Origin of the sequence: Aeromonas sp. CA23, from assembly GCF_002587065.1 — a bacterium.
GTDB lineage: Bacteria > Pseudomonadota > Gammaproteobacteria > Enterobacterales > Aeromonadaceae > Aeromonas > Aeromonas bestiarum.
This window is the reverse complement of the sequence record NZ_CP023818.1, coordinates 1,013,125-1,034,860: the sequence shown is the minus strand read 5'-3', so window position 1 is coordinate 1,034,860 and position 21,736 is coordinate 1,013,125. Positions and strand designations below refer to the sequence as shown.

Below are 21,736 nucleotides of genomic sequence, written 5' to 3'. Positions count from 1 at the left end.
TTTGGATAACGGGATATTTGATTGGCGATATCAGCCGGCCACGGGGGCGCAGATCAGCGTGATCCCCCGGGCTTGGATCTGTTCTCTGGCCGAGCTGGCCAGGCCTTCGTCGGTCACCAGGGTCTGGATGTTTGCCCAGGGCAGCTCGAGGTTGGGGATCTTGCGGCCTATCTTCTCCGACTCGACCATGACGATGACCTCCCGCGACACCTCGGCCATGACCCGTGACAGGCCCACCAGCTCGTTGAAGGTGGTGGTGCCCCGCTCCGGATCTATGCCATCGGCGCCGATGAACAGCTGGTCGAAGTCATAGGAGCGCAGCACCTGCTCCGCCACCTGACCCTGGAAGGATTCGGAGTGGGGATCCCAGGTGCCGCCGGTCATCAGCAGGGTGGGTTCGTTCTCCAGCTCGCGCAGGGCGCCGGCCACGTTGAGGGAGTTGGTCATGACGATGAGACCGCGCTTGTTGCCCAGCATGGGGATCATGGCGCTGGTGGTGCTGCCACTGTCGATGATGACGCGATTGTGATCGCGGATCCGTTCGGCGGCGGCACGGGCTATGGCCAGCTTTCGTTTCGAAACTTGCTCGGGATTGCTGTCCACCACCATCTCGCTGGGCAGGGGCACGGCACCACCGTAACGACGCAACAGCAGGCCACCGGTTTCCAGCACGGCCAGATCTTTGCGGATGGTCACTTCGGAGGTGGAGAAGTGCTTGGCCAGGGTATCGACGCTCACTTCCCCCTGCTCCTGCACCAGGCTCACTATGGTATGGCGGCGCTGCTGGGTATTACGCTTGGTCATCTTTAAGTTTCGATTCGAAAGAATATCGAAATGTTAGCGCCTTTTTTGGAAAAATAAAACAGCAAATAGGATCCGATTTGGTTCGATGCCAGAATGGGACAACGGATTTACGACGAGGACGCCATGCAAAAACGAGTCATCTGGCTGGTGGAAGATGAGGCCAGCATAGCCGACACCCTGATCTATGCGCTGCAAACCGACGGCTTCGAGGTGGAATGGTTTCCCCTCGGCCAGCCGCTGCTGGCACGACTGGAACAGACGCGACCGGATTTTCTGATCCTGGATGTGGGGCTGCCGGACATCAGCGGTTTCGAGCTGTGCAAGCAGGTGCGTGCCTGCTGCGACACTCCGCTGATGTTTCTCACCGCCCGCAGCGAGGAGATAGACAGGCTGATCGGGCTGGAGATAGGGGCCGACGACTATGTGGCCAAGCCCTTCTCGCCCCGGGAGGTCTGCGCCAGGGTGCGGGTCATTCTGCGCCGCAGCCAGCCAACCACGCCCCCACCGAGCCAATTGCTGGCACTGGATGAGGAGCGGGCCCGCATCAGCTTCCACGGCCAGCCGTTGGCGCTCACCCGTTACGAATACCTGCTGCTCAAGACCCTGATGCAGGCGCCGGGCCGGGTCTACTCCCGCCAGCAGCTGATGGATCTGGTGTGGAGCGGGGCGGAAGAGAGCCTGGATCGCACCGTCGATACCCACATCAAGACCATCCGCGCCAAGCTGCGGGAGCGCGACCCGGACGCCAACCTGATCCTGACCCATCGCGGGCTGGGCTACAGCATGGAGCTGGCATGAACATGCTGCTGCCGTGCAGCGGCCAGGAGCCGACATGAGAATTGGACTGCAACTGCTGTGCGGGCTGGTACTGATCTTCGCACTGGCCGCCTGGTTCGTACTGGAGATCTTCGTCGAGGAGATAAAACCCGGGGTGCGCAGCGCTACCGAAGATACCCTGGTCGACATGGCCCAGATGCTGGCGCCGCTGGCACTGGACGATCTGCAGGAAGGAAAGATGGCGGATGGCAGGCTGGCCAGCGCCTTCGCCCGCCTCAACCAGAGCCCCATCAACGCCCTGATCGACGGCCACCTCAAGCAGCAGGCGGAGTACCGCATCTATGTGGTCGACCGCTGGGGCAAGGTGGTCTACGACTCGGACGGGGTGGATCTGGGCAAGGACTACTCGCGCTGGAACGACGTCTATCGCACCCTGCGCGGCGAATACGGTGCCCGCAGCACCCGCAGCGACCCCGACGATCCCGCCAGTTCAGTGATGCACGTGGCCGCGCCGTTGCGGGAGGGGGACGATATCCTGGGATCCCTCACGGTCGCCAAGCCCAACCGCACCCTGCTGCCCATGATAGAGCGCAGCGAACACCAGCTGTTGCAGGGGGCGGCCCTGCTGCTGTTCATCTCGCTGCTGATCGGCGCCCTGCTGGTGTGGTGGCTCAACCGCGCCATCGGCAAGCTGGTGCACTACGCCGATGCGGTCAGCCACAACCAGCCGGCCAGCCTGCCGCGCCTCTACAGCCCCGAGCTGGATCGGCTCGGCCGATCTCTGGAAACCATGCGTCGCCAACTTGACGGCAAGGCCTACATCGAAGCCTATGTGCACAGCCTGACCCACGAGCTGAAGAGCCCGCTGGCCGCCATTCGCGGGGCAGGGGAGCTGCTGGCCGAGGCGCCGCCGCTGGACGTCGCAAAGCGCTTTATCGGCAACATCAATCTGGAGACGGCCCGCATGCAGCAGCTGATAGAACGCATGCTGCAACTGGCCAAACTGGAGTCGGGGCAGGGGCTGGACAGACAGGCCATAGCCCCCGCCACACTGGGCAGGCGGGCGCTCGACGCCCGCCAGATCCTGGCCCAGCGCCGCCAGGTGACGCTGATGGCCGAACTCGGCGAGGCCCAGAAACAGAAGTGGGACTCGCTGCTGGTGGAGCAGGCCCTCGGCAACCTGCTGGACAACGCCCTCGACTTCTCGCCCGCCGGCAGCACGGTCAGATTGACCGGCGAGATGAGCGCAGACGGTTACTGTTTCCGGGTGCGGGATCAGGGGCCCGGCATTCCGGACTATGCCCTGCCACGCATCTTCGAGCGTTTCTACTCCCTGCCCAGGCCCGACAAGGGCAAGAGCAGCGGCCTGGGGCTCAGCTTTGCCACCGAGGTGGCCCGCCAGCACGGCGGCCACCTGAGCCTCGGCAATCAGCCCGATGGCGGTGTGCTGGCCGAGCTCTGGCTGCCCACCGGCTGACACTTCACACTGGCCACATAAAGCGGCGTTATGCTGCCGCCTCCCGGCCCTCAGCCCCATTTGTCCAAGGAGACCCCATGTCCCGCATTCTGTTACCCAGCCTGCTCGCCGCCGGCCTGCTATTCTCGCTGCCGGCCAGCGCCGCCTCCGGCTGCATGCTGTTTGCCGATGGCAGCGGCAAGCCCATCAGCAGCCAGGGGGATTGCTCAAGCCAGTTGCCACCCGCCTCCACCTTCAAGATCCCGCTGGCACTGATGGGGTATGACAGCGGCTTCTTGGTGGATGAAAAGCTGCCGGCCCTGCCATTCAAACCCGGCGACGATGACTGGCTGCCCGCCTGGCGCGAGACCACAACCCCGAGCCGCTGGCTCACCTACTCTGTGGTCTGGTACTCCCAGCGCCTCACCGAGTGGCTGGGGATGGAGCGCTTCCAGCAGTACGTCGATCGCTTCGACTACGGCAACCGGGATCTCTCTGGCAACCCCGGCAAGCACGACGGTCTGACCCAGGCCTGGCTCAGCTCCAGCCTCGCCATCAGCCCGCAGGAACAGGCCCGCTTCCTCGGCAAACTGGTGAGCGGCAAGCTGCCTGTCTCCGCCCAGACCCTGCAGCACACGGCCAATATACTGCGTCAGCCCGACATCGACGGCTGGCAGATCCACGGCAAGACCGGCATGGGCTACCCCAAGCTGCTGGATGGCAGCCTCAACCGGGATCAGCAGATCGGCTGGTTCGTCGGCTGGGCCAGCAAACCGGGCAAGCAGCTCATCTTCGTCCACACAGTCGTGCAAAAGCCCGGCAAGCAATTCGCCTCGATCAAGGCGAAGGAAGAGGTGTTTGCCGCCCTGCCCGAACAGCTGAAGAAGCTGTGATGCCAAGACCGGCGCAAGGCGCCGGTTTTTTTATCGCCCTTCACCCCCACTTCACACGGCCCCATCGCCTCTTCACCCGAGCCAGACACACTTGTTCCCGTCAACAAGGAGACGTGTCATGGTCAAACAGATATTCAGCCACAAAATCTTTCTGCTGCTGTTGCTCAGCCTGCTGCTGATGGTGCCGGTGCAATCCATCATGGAGCTGAACCGGGAGCGTCAGGCCTATCGCAGTCAGGCCATTCACAGCATCATGGCCAGCAGCAGCGGTCCGCAGCGGCTGCTGGGGCCCGTCGTGGTGCAGCCTTACACCCGCACAGTCACTGTGGAGCAGGATGGCAAGCGCTTCGAGCGCAAGCTGCAGCTCTACCGCTACCTGCTGCCGGAGCAGCTGGATGTGCGGGCCAGCATGGAGGTCACCCCCCGCAAGCTCGGCATCTATCAGGCTCAGGTCTATCACACCCGGCTCTCCCTCTCGGGGCGCCTGCCCACCGGGCTGAACGGCAAGGCCCTGATAAGCGGCGAACCAGACCTGACCGTCGATGGCGCCGATCCGGCGCTGGTGGCGGGTACTCCCTATCTGAGCCTGGTGCTGTCCGATGCCCGCGGCATCAACAGCGTGCCGGAACTGCAGCTGGGTGAGCAGCGCATCCCGTTCACCCCCGGCGCCCTGCTGGGTGACGGTCTGGCCGGCATCCATGCGCCGCTCAATGCCCTGCCGGGTGAGGGAGACGCCTTTCATATCGAGCTGGATCTGCAGGGAATGAATGAGCTGGAAGTGGTGCCCCTCGGCCAGGACAGCAAGCTGCAGCTGAGCGGCAACTGGCCTCATCCCAACTTCATCGGTGACTTTCTGCCGGGCAGCCGCACCCTCACAGCCCGGGGATTCGACGCCAGCTGGCAGAGCAGCTGGTTCGCCACCGACATGGAGACTCGTTTCAACCGCATGATGAAGGGCGCCAGCGGCGATCTGCCCGCCTTCAGCGTCAGCCTGGTACAGCCGGTGGATCACTATCAGCTGAACGAGCGGGCGGCCAAGTATGCCCTGCTGTTCATCGGCCTCACCTTCCTCAGCTTCTTCATGTTCGAGCTGCTCAGGGGATTGCGGGTACACCCGATCCAGTACGCCCTGGTGGGCATGGGGCTGGCCATCTTCTATCTGGTGCTGCTGGCGCTGACCGAGCACCTCGGCTTTGGCTGGGCCTACCTGATTGCCAGCCTGGCCAGCGTTGCCCTCAACGGTTTCTACCTCAGTCATGTGCTGGGCGGCCCCAAACAGGGGCTCGGCTTCGCGGCCCTGCTCGGGCTGGTCTACGCCATCCTGTTCGGCCTGCTGCAAGCACAGGAGACAGCCCTGCTGCTCGGCGCCCTGCTGCTGTTCGCCATACTGACGCTTGTCATGGTGCAGACCCGCAAGCTGGACTGGTATCGGGTGATGGGAAGTGTCCCGACGCTCCCCGCCACCAAGCAGGAGAGCTAAAAACAAAACCGGCGCCATCAGGCGCCGGTTTGCATTTCATTGATCGGGCATCACTTCTTCTTGACCGGACGAGCCCAATTGCGGATGTGGCGTTGGGGTACCCGGGTAATCACGAGTTCATGCTCACCCACATCCTTGGTAATAGTAGAGCCCGCACCCAGGGTTGCTCCCTTGCCGATGCGAACTGGTGCTACTAATTGAGTATCGGAACCGACGAACACATCGTCCTCGATGATGGTCTGGAACTTGTTGACCCCGTCGTAGTTGCAAGTGATGGTACCGGCCCCGATGTTCACCTTGGCGCCGATCTCTGCATCCCCCAGATAGGTGAGATGACCACACTTGGAACCAACCCCGAGACGGGATTTTTTCATCTCGACGAAGTTGCCAACGTGCGCATCCTGCTCCAGAACGGAGCCGGGACGCAAGCGGGCAAATGGACCGACCGAACACTGATCCGCGACCTGGGCGCCCTCGATGACGGAGTAGGGCTTCACTTCGGTGTGGTCGCCGATCACGCAATCCTTCAGTACGCAGCCGGCCCCGATGCGCACATGGTTGCCGAGCGTTACCTTGCCCTCAATGATGACATTTACATCAATAACCACTTCCTCGCCAATTTCCAAAACTCCCCGTAAATCAAAGCGTGCGGGGTCGATCATGGTGACGCCGGCGATCATCAGCTGCTCGGCCTGCATTTGCTGATAACTGCGCTCCAACTGAGCCAGTTGAACTCGATTATTGGCCCCTTCCACTTCCATGGCATGGTCCGGATGCACGGCGGCGATGGGGCAATTATCCCCGTGCGCCATGGCGATCACATCCGTCAGATAGAACTCGCCCTGGGCATTCTTGTTGTCCAGACGTGACAGCCATTGACGCAACTGGCCGCCGTTGGCCACCAGCACGCCTGTGTTGACCTCGCGAATGGCGAGCTGCTCGGCGTTGGCATCCTTCTGCTCGACAATGCCGACCACCTGGCCGTTGGCGCGCACTATGCGGCCATAACCGGTCGGGTTGTCCAGCACCACTGTCAGCAGCGCCATGCCGTCATCGGCCTTGGCGGCCAGCAGCCGTTGCAGGGTTTCCGGCTGGATCAGCGGGGTGTCGCCGTACAGCACCAGCACGTCATCCTCATCTTTCCAGAACGGGATGGCCTGGGCGACGGCATGACCGGTACCCAGTTGCTGGGCCTGCAGTACCCAGTTCAGATCGGCGGCCTGGATCCGCTCCTTCAGCAGCTCGGCACCGTGGCCATAGACCAGATGCAGTTGCTCGGCACCGACCTTGCGGGCGGTGTCGATCACATGGGAAACCATGGGTTTATTGGCTACCGGGTGCAGCACTTTGGGCAGGGCTGAGCGCATGCGGGTGCCTTTACCCGCCGCCAGGATCACGACATTGAGGGACATAACTCGACCTTTGGAACATGAATAAATACTCGGCGGAGTCTATCCAACGAGTAAAAAAAAAGCGACCCGAAGGTCGCTTTTTGCATCACCGAACTTAACGGTAATTCTTTTTGACGATATCGATAACCCGCAGTTGGGCCATCGCCTTGGCCAGCTCGGTAGCGGCCTGGGCATAGTCGATATCACCATGGGAGCTGTGGATCCGCTCTTCGGCCGCACGTTTGGCTTCCTGGGCTTTCGCCTCATCCAAATCGTTGGCACGAATCGCGGTATCCGCCAGCACGGTCACGGCTTCGGGTTGCACTTCCAGCATGCCGCCGGAAATATACAGCACCTCTTCGCTACCATTTTGCTTGATCAAGCGGACCAGGCCCGGCTTGATGGCAGTCAGCAACGGAGCATGACCGTGACGGAGACCCAGCTCACCTTCGGAGCCTGATACCTGAGCAGATTGCACCCGACCGGAAAAAAGTTTCCCTTCGGCGCTCACCACATCCAGGTGAAAGGAGATCATCTCAGCCATGGGCCCTCCTATCGAGGCTTACAGTTTCTTGGATTTCTCGACGACTTCGTCGATGCTGCCAACCATGTAAAACGCCTGCTCAGGCAGATCGTCGTACTCGCCTTTCAGGATGCCCTGGAAACCACGGATGGTCTCTTTCAGCGGCACGTATTTGCCCGGAGAACCGGTAAACACTTCTGCCACGAAGAACGGCTGGGACAGGAAACGCTCGATCTTACGGGCACGGGCTACGGTCAGTTTGTCTTCTTCTGACAGTTCATCCATACCCAGGATGGCGATGATGTCCTTCAGCTCTTTGTAGCGCTGCAGTACTGTCTGAACGCCACGAGCGGTCTCGTAGTGCTCCTTGCCTACCACCAGCGGATCCAGCTGACGGGAGGTGGAGTCCAGCGGGTCAACGGCCGGGTAGATACCCAGAGCCGCGATCTGACGGGACAGAACGACGGTGGCGTCCAGGTGGGCGAAGGTGGTCGCCGGAGACGGGTCGGTCAAGTCATCCGCAGGCACGTAAACGGCCTGGACTGAGGTGATGGAACCGGTCCGGGTGGAGGTGATGCGCTCTTGCAGAACACCCATCTCCTCGGCCAGGGTCGGCTGGTAACCTACTGCGGACGGCATACGGCCCAGCAGTGCGGATACTTCAGTACCGGCCAGGGTGTAACGGTAGATGTTGTCCACGAAGAACAGCACGTCACGACCTTCGTCACGGAACTTCTCGGCCATGGTCAGGCCGGTCAGCGCCACGCGCAGACGGTTTCCGGGCGGCTCGTTCATCTGACCGTAAACCAGAGATACTTTGTCCAGTACGTTGGACTCCATCATCTCGTGGTAGAAGTCGTTACCCTCACGGGTACGCTCACCAACACCGGCGAACACGGAATAACCGCTGTGCTCGATGGCGATGTTACGGATCAGCTCCATCATGTTGACGGTCTTGCCGACACCGGCACCACCGAACAGACCGACCTTACCACCCTTGGCGAACGGGCATACCAGGTCGATAACCTTGATGCCGGTCTCCAGCAGATCGTTGCTGTTGGACTGATCTTCGTAGCTGGGGGCCGCGCGGTGGATGGACCAACGCTCTTCTTCACCGATCGGACCTTTTTCGTCGATCGGATCGCCCAGTACGTTCATGATCCGACCCAGAGTCGATACGCCGACCGGCACCTGGATGGATTTACCGCTATTCATTACTTCCAACCCACGACGCAGACCGTCGGAGGAGCCCATGGTGATGCAACGAACGACGCCGCCGCCGATCTGTTGCTGCACTTCCAGCACCAGACCCAGGCCTTGACCTTCGCTGACGACCTTCAGTGCATCGTACACCTGGGGCACGGCATTCTGCGGGAACTCGATGTCCACCACAGCGCCGATGATTTGGACGATGAAACCGTTACTCATGTCAAATCCTCTAAACCTTTGATAACCCTTGCCTTACACCGCAGCAGCACCGGATACGATCTCTGTCAGCTCCTGGGTAATACTGGCCTGACGGGCCTTGTTGTATACCAGTTGCAGATCGTTAATCAGGTTACCGGCGTTGTCAGTCGCGGCTTGCATGGCAACCATTCGGGCTGCCTGTTCACTTGCCAAGTTTTCTACCACCCCCTGGTACACCTGGGATTCGACATAGCGAATCAACAGGGTATCCAGCAGCTGCTTGGGATCCGGCTCATAGAGGTAATCCCAGTGTTGCTTCTTGGCGAGCTTGCTGTCTTCAGTTACGGGCAAAGGCAGCAGTTGATCGACTCGTGGTTGCTGCACCATGGTGTTGACGAACTTGTTGTACACCAGGTACAGCTTGTCAATCTCACCGTTGTCGTAAGCCTTCAGCATGACCTTGACTGAACCAATCAGGTCATTGACGCTCGGGTTGTCACCCAGTCCTGCGACATGAGCTTTCACCTTGGCGCCGTGCCGTTCAAAGAAGTTGGAGGCCTTGTTGCCGATCAGAGCCAGGTCAACCTTGGCACCTTTCGCGCTCCATTGCTTCATATCATTGAGGGCAGCCTTGAACAGGTTGATGTTCAAACCGCCACACAGGCCACGGTCGGTGGAGACGACTATGTAACCCACTCGCTTGACCTCACGTTCCATGAGGTAGGGGTGCTTGTATTCCAAGTTCCCCTGGGCGATATGGCCGATCACCTTGCGCATGGTTTCAGCGTACGGACGGCTGGCAGACATGCGTTCCTGCGCACGGCGCATCTTGCTTGCTGCCACCATTTCCATAGCGCCGGTGATCTTCTGAGTGTTTTTCACACTCCCGATCTTGTTACGTATCTCTTTTGCGCCGGCCATCTCTTACTCTCCATCAGGTGGCAGCTCGCGCTGCCACACACGCTTACCAGGTCTGGGTTGCCTTGAAGTCATCCAGCAACGCAGTCAGCTTGCCAACGATCGCGTCGTTGTAGTCTGCTTTGGCATTGATTTCAGCCATCAGCTCAGCATGCTGGGTATTGGCGTAAGAGAGCAGAGCGGCTTCGAAGTCGACGATCTTGTTCAGCTCGACATCGGAGAGATAGCCTTTCTCGGCGGCGAACAGCACCAGCGACTGCTGGGCCACGCTCATCGGAGAGTACTGTTTCTGCTTCATCAGCTCGGTCACTTTCTGACCATGGTCCAGCTGCTTGCGAGTCGCATCGTCCAGATCGGAAGAGAACTGGGCGAATGCCGCCAGTTCGCGATACTGGGCCAGTGCGGTACGGATACCACCGGACAGCTTCTTGACGATCTTGGTCTGAGCGGCACCGCCCACACGGGATACGGAGATACCCGGGTCAACCGCCGGACGAATACCGGAGTTGAACAGCTGTGACGTCAGGAAGATCTGACCATCTGTGATGGAGATCACGTTGGTCGGTACGAATGCAGATACGTCACCGGCCTGGGTTTCGATGATCGGCAGCGCGGTCAGAGAACCGGTCTGGCCTTTCACGGCACCATTGGTGAACTTCTCTACGTACTCGGCGTTGACGCGAGCAGCACGCTCCAGCAGACGGGAGTGCAGATAGAAAACGTCACCCGGATAGGCTTCACGTCCTGGCGGACGGCGCAGCAGCAGGGAGATTTGGCGATAAGCTACGGCCTGCTTGGACAGGTCATCATAGATGATCAGCGCGTCTTCACCGCGGTCACGGAAGTACTCACCCATGGAGCAACCGGCATAGGGTGCCAGGTACTGCAGGGCAGCGGCTTCGGAGGCAGAAGCAACAACGACGATGGTGTTGGCCAGCGCGCCGTGCTCTTCCAGCTTGCGCACCACGTTGGCGATGGTGGAGGCCTTCTGGCCAATCGCAACGTAGACACACTTAATGCCGGAGTCTTTCTGGTTGATGATGGTGTCGATCGCGATGGCGGTCTTGCCCACCTGACGGTCACCGATGATCAGCTCACGCTGGCCACGACCGATTGGGATCATGGCATCGATGGCTTTCAGACCGGTCTGAACCGGCTGGTCAACGGATTTACGCTCGATAACGCCCGGGGCGATCACTTCGATCGGCGAGAAGCCGTCGTTGTCGACCGGACCTTTGCCGTCGATCGGCTGGCCCAGGGTGTTCAGCACCCGGCCCAACAGACCACGACCGACCGGCACTTCCAGAATACGGCCAGTGCCTTTTACTTTCATTCCTTCTGACAGACCGTCATAGGAACCCATGATCACAGCACCGACGGAGTCACGCTCCAGGTTCAATGCCAGAGCGAAGCGGTTGCCCGGCAGCTCGATCATCTCACCTTGCATGGCATCGGCCAGGCCGTGAATACGAATGATACCGTCGCTCACAGAGACGATGGTACCTTCGTTACGCGCTTCGCTTTTGACATCAAACTGCGCGATGCGCTGCTTGATAAGCTCGGCGATTTCAGTGGAATTCAGTTGCATGCTCTAATACCCCAATCAAGATTGCAGCGCGTCAGCCATGCGACCCAGCTTACCGCGGACAGAGCCGTCGATTACCAGATCACCGGCCTTGATGAGCACCCCGGCCATCAAGGACGCATCCATGCTGCAATTCAGCTTCACTTTGCGCGCGAGACGTTGTTCCAGAGAAGCCTGAATAGCGGCTTTCTGCTGGTCGGTCAGTTCGGTCGCCGAAATCACGTCAGCCTGAACTTCTTTATCCAGTTCAGCCTTGAACGCTACAAATTCAGCAACGACCGCCGGCAGCACACCCAAGCGACCATTCTCAGCCATCACCCGGATCAGGTTCTGGCCATGCTCGTCGAGTTGCTCACCACAGATACCGACAAAGAGATTTGCCAGTTCTTCGGCAGCGACAGAGCCGTTCACCAGGTTGTGAATGGTCTCGTTCTCCGCTACTTGTGCAGCGAAGCCGAGCATCCCCAGCCACTGGTCAACCGCCTTGTGCTCAACGGCAAACTCGAAAGCAGCCTTGGCGTAGGGGCGAGCGATTGTAGTCAGTTCAGACATAGCCCCGTTCCCGTTACAGTTCTGCTACCAGTTTGTCGACGATGTCGCTGTTGGCAGCCTGGTCGATGTGACGCGCCAGGATCTTCTCTGCACCAGCAATGGCAAGAGCAGCAACCTGCTTACGCAGTTCTTCTTTGGCACGATGACGTTCAGCTTCGAGCTCGGCGCGGCCCTGAGCCAGGATTTTTTCCCGCTCAGTCTGGGCTCCGACAGCAGCCTCATCAATGATCTGGGCTTTACGTTTGTTAGCCTGTTCAATGATTTCTGCAGCCTGGAGCTTGGCTTCTTTCAGCTGATCGGTGGCGTTGGCCTTGGCCAAATCCAGATCTTTCTTGGCACGCTCTGCGGAAGAGAGACCATCAGCAATTTCTTTCTGACGGGCTTCGATGGCTGCCATCAGCGGCGGCCACACGTACTTCATGCAAAACACTACGAAGAAGAAAAAAGCAATTGCTTGGCCGAGGAGGGTGGCGTTGATATTCACAGCCTATGTCCTCTTAGTTAGTTAATGGGTTATGCCTGGGAGTCGTTGAGACTTAGCCAGCAACCGCAAACATCACGTACAGACCCAGACCAACGGCGATCATCGGGATCGCATCCACCAGACCCATCACGATGAAGAACTGGGTACGCAGAACAGGGATCAGGTCAGGCTGACGAGCTGCACCTTCCAGGAACTTGCCACCCAGGATACCGATACCGATGGACGCGCCGATAGCCGCCAGACCCATCATCATTGCAGCAGCGATGTACAGCAGGTCCATGTTCAAGTTTTCCATGAGGATCTCCATTTATTTAGATGTAATTGATTGTATAAAAAGGATTATTTGAGTTGCATCAACCATGGTCTTCTTGTGCCATCGACAGATATACGATGGTCAGAACCATGAAGATAAACGCCTGCAAAGTGATGATCAGGATGTGGAAAATTGCCCAAGGCACGGACAGGATCCACTGTGACCACCAGGGTAACAAACCCGCAATCAGGATAAAGATCAGTTCGCCAGCATACATGTTGCCGAACAGTCGTAGACCCAGAGAAACAGGTTTGGAAATCAACGTGACGGTTTCAAGGATGAAGTTAACCGGGATGGCAGCCGGGTGGTTGAAAGGCTGAAGCGTCAGCTCCTTCACAAACCCGCTGATACCCTTGACCTTGATGCTGTAGTACAGGATCAAGAAGAACACGCCCAAAGCCATGGACATGGTGATGTTAACGTCAGCAGAGGGAACCACACGCAGATAGGGAACACCCATCAACTGTGCAGCGTGGGGGATAAAGTCAACTGGGATCAGATCCATGAGGTTCATCAGGAAGATCCACACAAACACCGTCAGGCCCAAAGGTGCGATGACCTTGTTACGACCATGGAAGATGTCCTTGACGTTACCACTCACAAACTCGACCAGCATCTCCACAAAGCACTGCAGCTTACCGGGGACACCACTGGTAGCGTTGACGGCTACACGGCGGAAAGACCAGATAAACAGAATGCCCAACAGAACAGAAAATATCATTGAGTCGACATTGACTGTCCAGAACCCAGACCCGACTTGCAGATGGGTCAGATGGTGGGAGATATATCCCTGAGGAGTCAGGACTTCTCCGGTTGCAGACATGAGTTTTCCTAATAGTGGTTGTTAAGCGTGAATGAGACTATCCACTGTACAACGAGGGCGAGGATATAAGTGGCAAAGAACGAGACGGTATCGACCTCGATCCCGGCGCCAAACATCAGGGCGAAAAGTCCTGTTGTAGTAATGAGCTTAATCCCTGCCCCACCATAAAAGTCCCGCAGAACCAGGCCCACACTCTCCTTCGTCACCTTGCGGCGCAGAACCCAGAGCGTGAACAGGGCTTGAGGAACCCAGTACATGCTCCCCCCATAGAGGGAGGAACGTCCGGCAAACGCACCGGTCTGGTAAAACCAGACGGTACTGATCGCCAGGATCAGGACGAGCTGACAAACGAGCATAGCCAAGGCCAGCGTCAAACCTTCCAAGGCTATTTTCTGCTTCACCAACCTACCCCTGAACATTACAGAACTGTAAAAAATCGGGATCCGAAGACCCCGTGTTTACAGCCCTAAAAGCCGGTCAAATTATACCCTTGAAGACAGCTATTGCAACATGGCAAAAATCCTTAATTTTTGCGGCTTTCCGCACAGAATCAAGGTTATGTCCATATCAAAAGGAATGGATGTTTTATTACTACAAAAAGCGTAAAAATCACGTTTCTGACAGGCCAAAATAGCCCAATACCCGGTCCAAATCCGCCAAGTTCTCGTAACTTATTACTAACTTGCCGCTATCCTGTTTTCCCGGCTGAAGTTGTACCTGATTGCCAATTTTTTCTGAAATCTGGCGCTCCAGGTAACCAAACTGGGGATCACGGACGGGTTCAACCCTGGCTTTTGCCGGTTCCAGCGCTTTTTGAACCAGCTTCTCGGTATCTCGCACTGTCAGCCCCTTCTGGGCGACCAGCTTGGCCAGTTCGGACTGGGCCTGGCCGCTCAACGCCAGCAAGGCGCGGGCATGACCCATGTCGAGATCGCCGTGCTCGACGAAACGTTTGACGTCGTCGTTGAGCTGGTTGAGGCGCAACAGGTTGGTGACTGTGGTGCGGGACTTGCCTACCGCCTCGGCCACCTGCTGGTGGGTCAGCTCGAATTCGGTCAGCAGCCGCTGCAGGGCGACCGCCTCTTCGATGGCATTGAGATCTTCGCGCTGGATGTTCTCAATCAGCGCGATGGCGACAGCCGCCTCGTCGGGCACATCCTTGACGATGCAGGGCACCACATCGAGCCGGGCCAGCTGGGAGGCACGCCAGCGTCGCTCGCCGGCGATGATTTCGAAGGATTGCTCGCCGAGGGGGCGCACCACGATCGGCTGGATCACGCCCTGGGCACGGATGGAATTGGCCAGATCTTCCAGTGCATCCTGCGACATGTCCTTGCGTGGCTGGTACTTGCCGGACTGCAACCACTCCACCGGCAGCCTGCGCAGCTCCCCCTGATTGGTGGGGGCCATGGCCTGCTCGGTACGCTGGTCGCTCATCACCTGTTTCTGGCGCGCGGCCGTGCTGGTGCTGAGCAGGGCGTCCAGCCCCTTGCCCAGTCCACGTTTTTTCGGCGTCATATGCTCTCTCGGTCTGCGATGGTCACCTGACGCTCCTGCTCCTGGCGGCGCAGCATCTCGCCAGCCAGCGCCAGATAGGCCTTGGCGCCCACCGATGATTTGTCATAGTGCATGGCCGGGGCACCGAAGCTCGGCGCCTCCGCCAGTCTTACGTTGCGGGGGATTATGGTGCGATAGACCTTGTCCCCGAAATGCTGTTTCAGCTGATCGGACACATCATTGGCCAGCCGGTTGCGGTGATCGAACATGGTGCGCAGCACCCCTTCGATCTTCAGCTCAGGATTGACCACGGCTGCCAGCTTGCTGATGGTGTCGACCAGGGCGGTAAGCCCTTCCAGCGCATAGTATTCGCACTGCATGGGCACCAGCACGGAATCGGCGGCGGCCATGGCGTTCACGGTCAGCATGTTGAGAGAAGGCGGGCAGTCGATGAAGATGTAATCGTATTTGTCCCGTACCGAGGCCAGCGCATTGCGCAGGCGGATCTCGCGGGCAAAGAATTCCATCAGGCGGATTTCGGCCGCGGTCACGTCGGCGTTGGCGGCGATGAGGTGATAGCCCCCCGAGGTTTCGGGGATGATCACCTCGCCAATGGGGGCGTCTTCGATCAGCAGCTCATAGGCGGTGCGCTCGACTTCGTACTTGTCGACGCCACTGCCCATGGTGGCATTGCCCTGCGGATCCAGATCGATCACCAGCACCTTGCGCCGGGTGGCGGCCAGGGAGGCGGCCAGATTCACACAGGTGGTGGTTTTACCCACTCCACCCTTCTGGTTGGCTATGGCGATGACTTTTCCCACACTATCCCCTAAATGAAACTGCGACCCTATTCGGGCTGGACATGTTTGAATTCCAGCAGATGACGTTCGCCTTCCAGTTCCGGCACCACCAGTTGATGGGAGGCGACCAGACGTATGTTGGCAGGCAGTTGAGCCAGCTCGGGCCCGGGGTATTGCCCCTTGAGCGCCAAGAAGCTGCCCTGGGCCGACGGCAGATGATGACACCAGGTCAGCATGTCCTCCAGCGAGGCAAAGGCCCGACTGAGTACGCCATCGAAACCCACCTCGGGCCGATACTCTTCAACCCGGGATTTGACGGGCGTCACATTGGTCAAGCCCAGCTCCTGGATCACCTGGCGGATGAAGTTGATCCGCTTGCCCAGACTGTCCAGCAGCACGAACTGCTTGTCCGGATTGATGATGGCCAGCGGCAAGCCAGGCAGCCCAGGGCCTGTGCCCACATCGATGAAACGTTCACCGTGCAGGTGAGGGCTCACCACCAGGCTGTCGAGGATATGCTTGACCAGCATGGCGTCCGGATCACGCACCGAGGTGAGATTGTAAGCCTTGTTCCACTTGTGCAGCAACTCGACAAGCTGAACCAACTGGGTCTTTTGGGTGTCGGTGATAACAATACCGGCCTGCATGAGCAGGCCGTTCAATCTTTCCAGCATGGGGATCCTCAGGCGGTTTTACGCAGCAGGCCGTGTTTCTTCAGGTGAACCAGCAGGATGGAGATGGCTGCCGGGGTGATGCCGGAGATGCGGGAAGCCTGACCTATGGTCTGCGGCCTGGCATCGCTCAGCTTGGCGATCACCTCGTTGGAGAGACCGTTGACGTCGCGGTAGTTCATGTCCAGCGGCAACAGGGTGTTCTCGTTGCGCAGCTGCTTCTCCACCTCGTCGTGCTGACGTTCGATGTAACCGGCGTACTTGATCTGGATCTCCACCTGATCGGCGGCGGCGCGATCGCTCAGCGCCGGGCCCACGCCTTCGATGGCCATCAGCGCATCGTAGGTCACCTCGGGACGACGCAGCAGCTCTTCCAGACTCTGCTCGCGGGTCAGCGGGGCATTGACCAAGGCGTTGACCGCCTCCAGCGACGGATGTTGCGGGTGGATCCAGGTCGAACGCATGCGCTGCTGCTCCAGCTCCACCTGTTCCATCTTGGCGTTGAATTTGCCCCAGCGCTCGTCATCCACCAGACCCAGCTCGCGGCCGATGGCGGTCAGGCGCAGGTCGGCGTTGTCTTCCCGCAGCAGCAGGCGATATTCGGCACGACTGGTGAACATGCGGTAGGGCTCGCGGGTCCCCAAAGTGGAGAGATCGTCCATCATCACGCCCATATAGGCCTGATCCCGGCGCGGATGCCAGGGATCCTTGTCCTGGGCACGCAGACCGGCGTTCAAACCGGCCATCAGGCCCTGGGCCGCGGCCTCTTCGTAACCCGTGGTGCCGTTGATCTGGCCGGCGAAGAACAGGTTGCCGATGCACTTGCTCTCCATGTTGGCCTTGAGATCCCGCGGATCGAAGAAATCATATTCGATGGCGTAGCCGGGGCGGGTGATGTGGGCATTTTCGAAACCACGAATGGAACGCACTATCTGCACCTGCACGTCGAATGGCAGGCTGGTGGAGATCCCGTTCGGGTAGAGTTCGTGGGTGGTCAGGCCTTCCGGCTCGACAAAAATCTGGTGTGCTGTCTTGTCCGCGAAGCGGGTGATCTTGTCTTCGATCGACGGGCAGTAGCGCGGGCCTATCCCTTCGATCACTCCGGCATACATGGGACTGCGATCCAGATTGTTGCGGATCACGTCGTGGGTACGCTCGTTGGTGTGGGTGACGTAGCAGGGCACCTGACGGGGGTGCTGGCTGGCGTTGCCGATAAACGAGAAGACGGGGCGCGGATCATCGCCGTACTGGGCCTGCATCACGGAGAGATCGACGCTGCGGGCATCGATCCGCGGCGGTGTACCCGTCTTGAGGCGATCGATGCGCAGCGGCATCTCGCGCAGCCGTTGAGCCAGGGCGATCGAGGGAGGATCCCCGGCGCGGCCGCCCTTGTAGTTTTCCATCCCTATGTGGATCAAGCCATTCAGGAAGGTGCCTACGGTCAGCACCACAGTCTTGCCGCTGATGCGGATCCCGCTTTGGGTGACCACACCGGCAACACGATCCCCGTCCATGATCAGATCGTCACAGGCCTGCTGGAAGATCTTCAGGTTCGGGTAGTTCTCCAGCATCTGGCGCACGACGGCTTTGTAGAGCAGTCGATCCGCCTGAGCACGGGTGGCTCGTACCGCTGGTCCCTTGGAGGAGTTCAGGGTACGGAACTGGATCCCGCCAAGATCTATGGCTCGCGCCATGATCCCGCCGAGGGCGTCAACTTCCTTGACCAGGTGTCCCTTGCCGATCCCGCCGATCGCCGGATTACAGGACATGTGTCCCAACGTATCGATATTGTGGGTCAGCAACAGGGTATTCAGACCCATACGGGCTGCCGCTGTTGCTGCTTCGGTTCCTGCATGACCGCCACCGACGACGATCACATCAAATTGTTCATGGTATTGCATTGGGGATCACCTTGATCTGCACGCCTGAAGATCGTTGTTTGCCTGGGCTGAGGGGCGGAACATTCTATCTGTTTCGCGTCCTGAGGGGAACGTCTACTTAACGGTCAGTATGGAGGGAGGATCCACTTAATAGATCTTAAGGATCTTTAGATCGATCTTTTATTGGATCTTTTATTAGGATCCACCATTTCTGTTGATAAGCGCTTTTTGATCATAAAGATCATCTGGTTAAAGGCGATCTCAGCTTGTGGAAAAGCTTGGATCCTGGCCCCGTGAACAGGGGGATAACCAGTGCTTTTATACACAGGCGGCTGGCGGGCTGGATCTCATACATGGATAACTATAGGTTTTGCAGAGCTTTACACTATAGTTATGCACATTACCCCCGGTCGTTGTGGGTAACCATGTAGAACAAGTCGTCAGGATCAATCTGTTAATAACCTGGTGGATAGCGATCTGGGGGTAAACGGGGAGATCAAGACTTTTCTGCCGGATCTCCCAGGCCCTGATCAGGCGATCAACTGCATCCAGCCCTGGATCCAGGCTTCGGCGGCATCTTCCGGGATCTCGTGCTGGGTGACATCTATGTCGAGACGATCCCCGATCCGGCTGGCGCCGCACTCGGCCAGCAGCCGATCCAGCGTCTTGCCACCCTGGCAAAAGGTGTCATAACTGCTGTCGCCGAGGGCGATCACGCCATATTTCAATGCATTAAGATCCGGATGCTGCTCGGCAAGATCCTTGGCGAAGGGTTGCAGGTTGTCGGGCACGTCGCCAGCGCCGTGGGTGGAAGTGACCACCAGCAGGATGGCGTCCGGTTCGGCCAGCACCTCGGCCAGCGTGGCCGGATTGTGGATCTCGGCCTGATGGCCTGCCTGTTCCAGCAGGTTGGCGACGTGGTCTGCGACATATTCGGCGGCGCCCAGCATGGAGCCGACGACGAGATTGAGTTTGGCCATGGAATGGATCCTGAAAAATGCGGAACCCGGATTCTACCGTCAAAGGGTGTGGATAAATATGGATAAAGCTTGGGGATAATGGATCCTCTTTTCTTTCCTTATATAAAGCAGGATCCCTCGATTTCTTCTTTCCTCCGATCTTTTTAGCAGAGATGCCTCCGTCTGCTCCCTTCCTCTTCTGCCCGAAAATCGCCTGCTTGATACGTTAAGTAACAATGCAGATGCAAATGATTAGCAATTATTGAATCGATTCGATCATGGCTCCTGTAGTAGCATGACGCTGCTTTATTCGCCTGCGGAACCGGGCCGACCGGCATGACCGGGCACCAATAATAAGAAACCAGAAACAACTCATTGATATTTGAGACACTTATATGATTGCGCAAAAAAACACCCCAATCGCAGCGATGCGAAAGAGAGGGGCCCAGCATCTGCTGCCGCTCTCCTGCCTGCTGGCAAGCCTGCCAGTGTTGGCTGAACAACCGAAAGAACTGCCCAAGGCCAGCGAAACCATGGTGGTGACAGGCACTGCCATGAAGGTGGAAGTGCCCATGGCCGAGACGCCTCGCGCCGTCTCAGTGGTCAACCGCGAGGATCTGGATCAGCACGCCGTGCAGCAGCTTGACGAGTCCCTGCGCTACCGCTCCGGCGTGCTGACCGGCCTCTATGGCTCCGACAACAATACCGACTGGTTCAAGGTGCGTGGCTTCGATGCCGCCTCCTATCTGGACGGCAACCGCCTGTTCGGCACAGGTTACTATGTCTGGACGCCCGAGCCGTTCGGCCTGGAGAGCGTGGAAGTGCTGAAAGGGCCGGCCTCGATCCTCTACGGCGAGGCGCCTCCCGGTGGCGTGATCAATGCCATCAGCAAGCGGCCGACCGCCACCCCGCAGGGGCTGCTGGATCTGCAACTGGGCAGCCGGGATCATCGCCAGATCGGGGTGGATGTCTCCGATGCGCTGACCGACAACAGCCGCTACCGCATGGTTGCCCTCTATAAAGAGCGTGATGGCGTGCTGGATGGTACTTACAACGATCGCGTCTATCTGGCGCCGAGCGTGACCTTTGATCTCTCGGATCGCACCAGCCTGACCCTGCTGGCCAGCTTGCTGCACGACGAAGGGGTACCGACCAACGGCTTCTTCCCCGTCTACGGCACCCTCAATACCAGCGGCGGCCAGATCGATCCCTCCACCAACCTGAGCCAGCCGGATTACGATCGCAACCGCAACACCCAGATCTCCACCGGTTACGAGCTGGCTCACCAGCTCAACCAGACCTGGGAGTTCAAGCAGAACGTCCGCTTCAACTACAACGATCTGCTGCTGCGTCAGACCTATATCTTCCCGACCTATGAAGGCACCACCGCCTTCCGCGGTCTGGTCTACCGGGATGGCAACACCAAGAGTGCCACCATGGACAACCAGATGGTGGGTTACTGGAACACCGACAGCACGGAACAGACCCTGCTGCTGGGGCTGGATCTGCAGCGTCACGTCAACGAAGGCCAGGAAGCCGACAACTACGGCATGGGCTCCATCAACACCATGAACCCGGATTACAGCGGCTTCCCCGGTTTTGATGAATCCACCGCCACCCACCAGAAGAGCACCAAGGGCCAGAGCGGCCTCTACGCCCAGCACCAGGTCCGCTGGGACGATCGCTGGTTGCTGACCGGCGGCGGTCGCTTCGACTACGTGGAGACCCACAACATCAGCGAAGCCAAGGGCAAGAACGAGAAGCAGTATGATCACGAGCTCTCCCTCTCCGGCAGCCTGATGTACCTGGCCGACAACGGTCTCTCTCCTTATATTGCCTACGCCGAGTCGTTCGAGGTGTTGCCGGGGATCGACCCCAACACCAGCGAGTCCTACAAGCCGCTCAAGGGCACCCTGTACGAGACAGGCGTCAAGTACGCACCGAGCTTCCTCGACGGCTACATCAACCTGGCCCTGTTCGATCTGGAGCAGACCAACTCGCTGGTCTCTACAGGGTCCGGTCAGCAAACCCAGGCCGGTGAAGTGACCTCCCAGGGCGTCGAGCTGGAAGGGAGCGTGCAGGCCACCGAGGCACTGCGTCTCACCGCCGCTTACACCTATACCGATGCCAAGACCAACGACACCGGCAAGGGCGATCGCCGTGCCAGCCTGATCCCGCGCCACCAGGCCTCCTTCTGGGGCAACTACAAGGTGCAGCAGGGTCCGGTTTCCGGTCTGGAACTGGGATCCGGCGTGCGTTATGTCGGCTCCAGTGTCGGCATAGGTGCCGTGAATGCGGACTACACCCCCATCTATGGTTCGGCTCAGGTGCCGGCCCATACCGTGTGGGATGCGATGATCGGGTATGACTTTGCCAAGAACTGGCGAGCCCAGCTCAACGTCAACAACCTGCTGGGTGATACCTATGTGGCGAGCTGTGACTACTACTGCTACTACGGCGAGCCGCGCAGCGTAGTGGGCAGCATCAACTACCGCTGGTAATCGAAGAAGGGCGGGAACCAGG

21 protein-coding genes are annotated in these 21,736 nt (G+C 58.9%); 5 read left to right on the top strand and 16 right to left on the bottom strand.

Annotated elements, in window-relative coordinates; genetic code table 11:
* Positions 1-30 precede the first annotated feature (30 nt).
* Complete coding sequence (locus CK910_RS04845) at positions 31-804, bottom strand: DeoR/GlpR family DNA-binding transcription regulator (protein ID WP_041218325.1); 774 nt, start codon at positions 802-804, stop codon at positions 31-33.
* Positions 805-927: 123 nt separating this feature from the next.
* On the opposite strand from CK910_RS04845, the gene blrA reads away from it, so the two are divergent.
* The 4 genes from blrA to creD all read left to right on the top strand — a co-directional run bounded on the left by blrA (position 928) and on the right by creD (position 5,410).
* Positions 928-1,602 (top strand): beta-lactam response regulator transcription factor BlrA, encoded by a 675-nt coding sequence (gene blrA / locus CK910_RS04840; RefSeq protein WP_098984989.1) that lies wholly within the window; start codon positions 928-930, stop codon positions 1,600-1,602.
* A 34-nt stretch (positions 1,603-1,636) separates the two neighbouring features.
* Entirely contained in the window at positions 1,637-3,058 is a 1,422-nt protein-coding gene (gene blrB / locus CK910_RS04835) for a beta-lactam sensor histidine kinase BlrB (RefSeq protein ID WP_098981254.1), read from the top strand.
* A gap of 77 nt (positions 3,059-3,135) precedes the next feature.
* A complete protein-coding gene (gene blaOXA / locus CK910_RS04830; protein WP_098981251.1) occupies positions 3,136-3,930 on the top strand; it encodes a class D beta-lactamase in 795 nt (264 codons plus the stop codon).
* Positions 3,931-4,048: 118 nt separating this feature from the next.
* Positions 4,049-5,410, top strand: a complete 1,362-nt coding sequence (gene creD / locus CK910_RS04825) for a cell envelope integrity protein CreD (RefSeq protein ID WP_098981248.1) — start codon at positions 4,049-4,051, stop codon at positions 5,408-5,410.
* Positions 5,411-5,460: 50 nt separating this feature from the next.
* Here creD and glmU read toward each other — a convergent pair whose 3' ends face one another.
* The 15 genes from glmU to mioC form a co-directional block, all read right to left on the bottom strand.
* Positions 5,461-6,822 carry a bifunctional UDP-N-acetylglucosamine diphosphorylase/glucosamine-1-phosphate N-acetyltransferase GlmU gene (gene glmU / locus CK910_RS04820; protein WP_098981246.1) on the bottom strand — a complete coding sequence of 454 codons (1,362 nt, stop codon included), beginning with the start codon at positions 6,820-6,822 and terminating at the stop codon, positions 5,461-5,463.
* Between the two features lie 94 nt (positions 6,823-6,916).
* Positions 6,917-7,345 carry a F0F1 ATP synthase subunit epsilon gene (locus CK910_RS04815; protein ID WP_043135298.1) on the bottom strand — a complete coding sequence of 143 codons (429 nt, stop codon included), beginning with the start codon at positions 7,343-7,345 and terminating at the stop codon, positions 6,917-6,919.
* A gap of 18 nt (positions 7,346-7,363) precedes the next feature.
* Positions 7,364-8,752: a F0F1 ATP synthase subunit beta gene (gene atpD / locus CK910_RS04810; protein ID WP_042037168.1), complete on the bottom strand. Its 1,389-nt coding sequence runs from the start codon at positions 8,750-8,752 to the stop codon at positions 7,364-7,366.
* A 33-nt stretch (positions 8,753-8,785) separates the two neighbouring features.
* On the bottom strand, positions 8,786-9,652 hold the full coding sequence (gene atpG, locus CK910_RS04805; protein ID WP_043135297.1) for a F0F1 ATP synthase subunit gamma: 867 nt from the start codon (positions 9,650-9,652) through the stop codon (positions 8,786-8,788).
* Positions 9,653-9,695: 43 nt separating this feature from the next.
* Positions 9,696-11,237: a F0F1 ATP synthase subunit alpha gene (gene atpA, locus CK910_RS04800; RefSeq protein ID WP_043557317.1), complete on the bottom strand. Its 1,542-nt coding sequence runs from the start codon at positions 11,235-11,237 to the stop codon at positions 9,696-9,698.
* 15 nt (positions 11,238-11,252) lie between these two features.
* Positions 11,253-11,786, bottom strand: a complete 534-nt coding sequence (gene atpH, locus CK910_RS04795; RefSeq protein ID WP_043557318.1) for a F0F1 ATP synthase subunit delta — start codon at positions 11,784-11,786, stop codon at positions 11,253-11,255.
* Positions 11,787-11,799: 13 nt separating this feature from the next.
* A complete protein-coding gene (atpF, locus tag CK910_RS04790; RefSeq protein ID WP_042873489.1) occupies positions 11,800-12,270 on the bottom strand; it encodes a F0F1 ATP synthase subunit B in 471 nt (156 codons plus the stop codon).
* Positions 12,271-12,322: 52 nt separating this feature from the next.
* A complete protein-coding gene (atpE, locus tag CK910_RS04785) occupies positions 12,323-12,565 on the bottom strand; it encodes a F0F1 ATP synthase subunit C (RefSeq protein WP_005307205.1) in 243 nt (80 codons plus the stop codon).
* A 58-nt stretch (positions 12,566-12,623) separates the two neighbouring features.
* Entirely contained in the window at positions 12,624-13,406 is a 783-nt protein-coding gene (gene atpB / locus CK910_RS04780; RefSeq protein ID WP_098981243.1) for a F0F1 ATP synthase subunit A, read from the bottom strand.
* An 8-nt stretch (positions 13,407-13,414) separates the two neighbouring features.
* Positions 13,415-13,825, bottom strand: coding sequence for an ATP synthase subunit I (locus CK910_RS04775; protein WP_043557319.1), 411 nt, complete (start codon positions 13,823-13,825; stop codon positions 13,415-13,417).
* 190 nt (positions 13,826-14,015) lie between these two features.
* Complete coding sequence (locus CK910_RS04770; RefSeq protein ID WP_043557320.1) at positions 14,016-14,924, bottom strand: ParB/RepB/Spo0J family partition protein; 909 nt, start codon at positions 14,922-14,924, stop codon at positions 14,016-14,018.
* Positions 14,921-15,724 (bottom strand): ParA family protein, encoded by an 804-nt coding sequence (locus tag CK910_RS04765; protein ID WP_042037160.1) that lies wholly within the window; start codon positions 15,722-15,724, stop codon positions 14,921-14,923. Before CK910_RS04765 ends, CK910_RS04770 begins: the two co-directional genes overlap by 4 nt.
* A gap of 26 nt (positions 15,725-15,750) precedes the next feature.
* Positions 15,751-16,377, bottom strand: a complete 627-nt coding sequence (gene rsmG / locus CK910_RS04760; RefSeq protein ID WP_043557321.1) for a 16S rRNA (guanine(527)-N(7))-methyltransferase RsmG — start codon at positions 16,375-16,377, stop codon at positions 15,751-15,753.
* Between the two features lie 8 nt (positions 16,378-16,385).
* Entirely contained in the window at positions 16,386-18,275 is a 1,890-nt protein-coding gene (mnmG, locus tag CK910_RS04755; protein WP_043557322.1) for a tRNA uridine-5-carboxymethylaminomethyl(34) synthesis enzyme MnmG, read from the bottom strand.
* 509 nt (positions 18,276-18,784) lie between these two features.
* Positions 18,785-19,234, bottom strand: coding sequence for an FMN-binding protein MioC (mioC, locus tag CK910_RS04750; RefSeq protein ID WP_098981241.1), 450 nt, complete (start codon positions 19,232-19,234; stop codon positions 18,785-18,787).
* A 374-nt stretch (positions 19,235-19,608) separates the two neighbouring features.
* Here mioC and CK910_RS04745 point away from each other — a divergent pair, with 374 nt between their 5' ends.
* Entirely contained in the window at positions 19,609-21,714 is a 2,106-nt protein-coding gene (locus CK910_RS04745) for a TonB-dependent siderophore receptor (RefSeq protein ID WP_098981239.1), read from the top strand.
* Positions 21,715-21,736 lie beyond the last annotated feature (22 nt).

Coding starts and splice junctions, on each gene's coding strand:
- CK910_RS04845 (WP_041218325.1), bottom strand. CDS start 804: ATGACCAAGCGTAATACCCAGCAGCGCCGCCATACCATAGTGAGCCTG.
- blrA (WP_098984989.1), top strand. CDS start 928: ATGCAAAAACGAGTCATCTGGCTGGTGGAAGATGAGGCCAGCATAGCC.
- blrB (WP_098981254.1), top strand. CDS start 1,637: ATGAGAATTGGACTGCAACTGCTGTGCGGGCTGGTACTGATCTTCGCA.
- blaOXA (WP_098981251.1), top strand. CDS start 3,136: ATGTCCCGCATTCTGTTACCCAGCCTGCTCGCCGCCGGCCTGCTATTC.
- creD (WP_098981248.1), top strand. CDS start 4,049: ATGGTCAAACAGATATTCAGCCACAAAATCTTTCTGCTGCTGTTGCTC.
- glmU (WP_098981246.1), bottom strand. CDS start 6,822: ATGTCCCTCAATGTCGTGATCCTGGCGGCGGGTAAAGGCACCCGCATG.
- CK910_RS04815 (WP_043135298.1), bottom strand. CDS start 7,345: ATGGCTGAGATGATCTCCTTTCACCTGGATGTGGTGAGCGCCGAAGGG.
- atpD (WP_042037168.1), bottom strand. CDS start 8,752: ATGAGTAACGGTTTCATCGTCCAAATCATCGGCGCTGTGGTGGACATC.
- atpG (WP_043135297.1), bottom strand. CDS start 9,652: ATGGCCGGCGCAAAAGAGATACGTAACAAGATCGGGAGTGTGAAAAAC.
- atpA (WP_043557317.1), bottom strand. CDS start 11,237: ATGCAACTGAATTCCACTGAAATCGCCGAGCTTATCAAGCAGCGCATC.
- atpH (WP_043557318.1), bottom strand. CDS start 11,786: ATGTCTGAACTGACTACAATCGCTCGCCCCTACGCCAAGGCTGCTTTC.
- atpE (WP_005307205.1), bottom strand. CDS start 12,565: ATGGAAAACTTGAACATGGACCTGCTGTACATCGCTGCTGCAATGATG.
- atpB (WP_098981243.1), bottom strand. CDS start 13,406: ATGTCTGCAACCGGAGAAGTCCTGACTCCTCAGGGATATATCTCCCAC.
- CK910_RS04775 (WP_043557319.1), bottom strand. CDS start 13,825: ATGTTCAGGGGTAGGTTGGTGAAGCAGAAAATAGCCTTGGAAGGTTTG.
- CK910_RS04770 (WP_043557320.1), bottom strand. CDS start 14,924: ATGACGCCGAAAAAACGTGGACTGGGCAAGGGGCTGGACGCCCTGCTC.
- rsmG (WP_043557321.1), bottom strand. CDS start 16,377: ATGCTGGAAAGATTGAACGGCCTGCTCATGCAGGCCGGTATTGTTATC.
- mnmG (WP_043557322.1), bottom strand. CDS start 18,275: ATGCAATACCATGAACAATTTGATGTGATCGTCGTCGGTGGCGGTCAT.
- mioC (WP_098981241.1), bottom strand. CDS start 19,234: ATGGCCAAACTCAATCTCGTCGTCGGCTCCATGCTGGGCGCCGCCGAA.
- CK910_RS04745 (WP_098981239.1), top strand. CDS start 19,609: ATGATTGCGCAAAAAAACACCCCAATCGCAGCGATGCGAAAGAGAGGG.